Genomic DNA, 3,480 nt, shown 5'->3' on the forward strand with positions numbered 1-3,480 from the left:
TACAAGAGATTTTGCAAAAAAATATATTCCGAGTTGCATACCAAACATAAAAAATATTATAAGGAGAAACATAAGTTACCACTATATTAATTAAACAAAAGCATAACGCCGCGTTAAGCGGACTAAAATAGTGGGTTAAAATGTGGAGCGAAGCGAAACCTAACCCACTGTTTTAGTTCCGTTTAAACGCCTTGTTAGCCAAAATGTTGCTCACGATGACAGTTTGGACAGATTGCTATTGCATTGTTCACAGTGTCATCCCCCCCATTACATAAGAACACTTTATGGTGTACCTCAAGGAATGGAGTTTTATCTTTACGCCTGATAAAAGGGGCTTCATTTTCACAAAGTTCACACCGTCCGTTAGCTCTTATTAATACTTGCGCAACAACATCTGGATTTCTCTTATATACAGCAGTCTTTACGATTATTTTCTCTGCTTTAGATGGGGAGTTTTTTAATCTTTTCTCTCTATCGCTTTGTGACAACTCTAGAGAGGCTTTGACTTTGTCATTAAAATCAATTTCAATTTCATCTATTGAAGGACTGTGGTCATCAATAACTAAATTTAGAATGTTCACCACATCTTGACTTAGAACGTTTTGGAAAGATAGACCTTGCCTACAAAAATGATTTTGGAAATTACTTAAACGATGATCACCAACTATTTGTGGCAATTTTGAATCTAGAGCGTCATGCTCCAATGGAATAAATTTTGGAAGTTTTGAAAAATCAGCCAATTTCATTCTGTATGGAAGACTACTATCAACATCATAATAACAATCAGTAATTTTAAACAAGCCACAAAGCTCATAGTTAACATTCTTTTTTCTCTTCTGAATAATAAAAACAAAGTCACCAATATTAACCTTGCCTTGTTTGTACTTTTGAGAAGTTCCATAACCTAAACTGTAATCAAATTCGATCTTATTTGCAGGGCCGTGATATGCGTAAAAGTAGTTTGACATAGGTGCACCTTATGTTTTGGCTAACGCCCACATTAAGTGGACTAAAACAGTTGTCTAAAATGTGTAGCGAAGCGAAACTTAGACAACTGTTTTAGTTCCACTTGAATTGCTTGTTATATGGCCACCTTTTGCACAATGAATTGGAAAACCCAATTCGGTAAAAAGTGCCCTACTATTTACAGCTTCAATTTCAACGAAGCTAATTTGCGAACGAAGTTAAACTCCGTATCTATTTTAAATTTAATATGCGGTGTTGAACACTCAAACCCATAATCGTATTTGCTAATGAATTACTTCTACAAGAAACGAATTTTAAAAACAGATTTTACGTTAAAAGCTAAGTTTAAACACTTTAAAAAGAAACTTAAAACAGCCTCACCACGCAAATTACCAACTCAATTTAAAACTTATAAATATCAAAAAACATCTCAATGAAAGCCCATATAACGCCCAGCTTAAGCGGACAAAAGTAGTTGGCTATAATTTGTGAGGCACGAACAAAGCCAACTGTTTTTGTTCCGTTTAAAGTGCTTGTTATATGCTCGCGATCAGTTTGAAACCTCTGATAATACAAGTACATAACGAAATGGAATAATAACGCAAACCACCACGATTTAAAGCCACTTAAGTATTAACTTTGAACTCCGTAGAAAACACTCTACGAGAGTCACACAAAACGAATAATTAAACAGTTTACGAACGTTTAAAACCACCCTTTTGGATTTCAAAGATCAATTCAAAAACTAGCTGACGAATTGAAATTAAAGCTAAGCGGATTACAAAAACACCGCAATTTTCTAATTGACGAAATACAAGTTAACCACTCAAAGTAACGGCACAAACAAGGCTACAATTCAGCTTTTCTATTTAAGGAAATCTCCGAAAGTAGCATGGGAAACAGTGCTCAAAACGTACCTGAGAATCTAAAACATCCCCTAAAAGATAGCGACATCTAACGCCTTGCTAAGCGGCGTGGAACAGTTGGCTAAACTTGCGAGGAACGAGCGTGAGCCAACTGTTATCACATCCGTTTAAGCAACTTGTTAACTTGGCTTGCAGTAAGCCAAGTTAGTGTATTAAACAGCGTTTAAATAACAAAATGACCAAGCAATTTGAAACTAAACACCAATTCTAAATCCAACGTAAAATGCAGGTTTAACTCTTAAACCAAAACACTCATATACGGCTGGAAAACATTCGTGGAAAAACACATTCAAATGGAAAGAGCCCTTCCAAATACGACTAAATTAACAAAGCCAAATAGCTCACTTTGTTTAGCCAGTTAACGCCGCGTTAAGCGGACAAAAGTAGTTGGCTACACTTTGTGAGGCACGAACAAAAGCCAACTGTTTTTGTTCCGTTTAAACGCCTTGTTAGCATGGCGAGTGGAAACCTTAATAGATTTCAATGCCGTTAATAAATGGAAAATTGTACAACGAATGTGAAACTGAACACTTATTTTAAATCTAGTGAAAAGCCAAAGTTTGACACCGAAACTGAAATACTTTGAATGTTACTTTAAAACCACAGGGCAAAACACATTCAATTGAAAATAGCCCTTCCAAATACGACCAAACTCACAACAACCCAAAAGCAAATTTAGTAAGCCTGATAACGCCCACATTAAGCGGACTAAAATAGGGCGATATTTTTGCGCCCCTTGTTTTTGCAAGAATAACGAACTGTTTTAGTTCCGTTTAAATTGCTTGTTATAAGGCTGTGCATTCACGTACAAATGTTATGCCGTTTCGGTCTTTTAGTGTTAAGCAATAAGAGCTTTGAAATTTTGGCAATTGCTTAACATACATTTTAAAACCTGTTGCTCTCAAAGATATGCTTCCCTGTTGGCATTCAAAACGATAAATATGAGATGTATATTTACCGTTAGGTGTCAATTCAGGGCTTTCCATTAATAAATCAGATACTTCTATTTCACCTTGCTGAGATTCAATATTAACTTTAATGTCAGAAACATTTTGAAAGACCATAGTAACTGGCGAAACCCAAAAGTTAAAACTATCTCCCTCTAATTCAGGCTTTACCCTATTAAAGATGTAATCTAAATCTAAAACGAATTCATAATCATCTATTTTAGCAAACGATGAATAAATTATAGAATCATGCCACCCCATTTCTAGAAAGTCAGACTCCGTCCATATTAATTTTTCTAGATTGAACATACACATTTCGAATGCCTTATAACGCCCACTTAAGCGGACAAAAATTGTTGGCTATAATGTGGAGCGAAGCGGAACAGAGCCAACTGTTTTTGTTCCGTTTAAAGTACTTGTATGGATAATTACCCCACCCAATAGTTACCTTTTAAACCCGTTTAGGTAAAGTGAGGCCCAAGCTTTGGCTGCAACCAAAGCCTTCTTATACAACAGTTCGGTAAATTGCAGGCTCCTCATTTGAGAGACCGTTAACAAGTGAGAACGTTGTATAGGACTCCAAGCATTAAACTCGAATAGTCAACTGGGCCTCGAGCCCGAATAGCAAGGCGGAGTCAGCT

2 protein-coding genes are annotated in these 3,480 nt (G+C 36.1%); both read right to left on the reverse strand.

From position 1 onward, the window contains the following. Positions 1-194: 194 nt before the first annotated feature. Positions 195-968 (reverse strand): HNH endonuclease, encoded by a 774-nt coding sequence (locus CW745_RS16375; protein WP_101109778.1) that lies wholly within the window; start codon positions 966-968, stop codon positions 195-197. A 1,709-nt stretch (positions 969-2,677) separates the two neighbouring features. After that, positions 2,678-3,148 carry a hypothetical protein gene (locus CW745_RS16380; RefSeq protein ID WP_153069776.1) on the reverse strand — a complete coding sequence of 157 codons (471 nt, stop codon included), beginning with the start codon at positions 3,146-3,148 and terminating at the stop codon, positions 2,678-2,680. Positions 3,149-3,480 lie beyond the last annotated feature (332 nt).

The sequence above is a fragment of the Psychromonas sp. psych-6C06 genome, from assembly GCF_002835465.1.
Lineage (GTDB): Bacteria > Pseudomonadota > Gammaproteobacteria > Enterobacterales > Psychromonadaceae > Psychromonas.

Coding starts and splice junctions, on each gene's coding strand:
- CW745_RS16375 (WP_101109778.1), bottom strand. CDS start 968: ATGTCAAACTACTTTTACGCATATCACGGCCCTGCAAATAAGATCGAA.
- CW745_RS16380 (WP_153069776.1), bottom strand. CDS start 3,148: ATGTTCAATCTAGAAAAATTAATATGGACGGAGTCTGACTTTCTAGAA.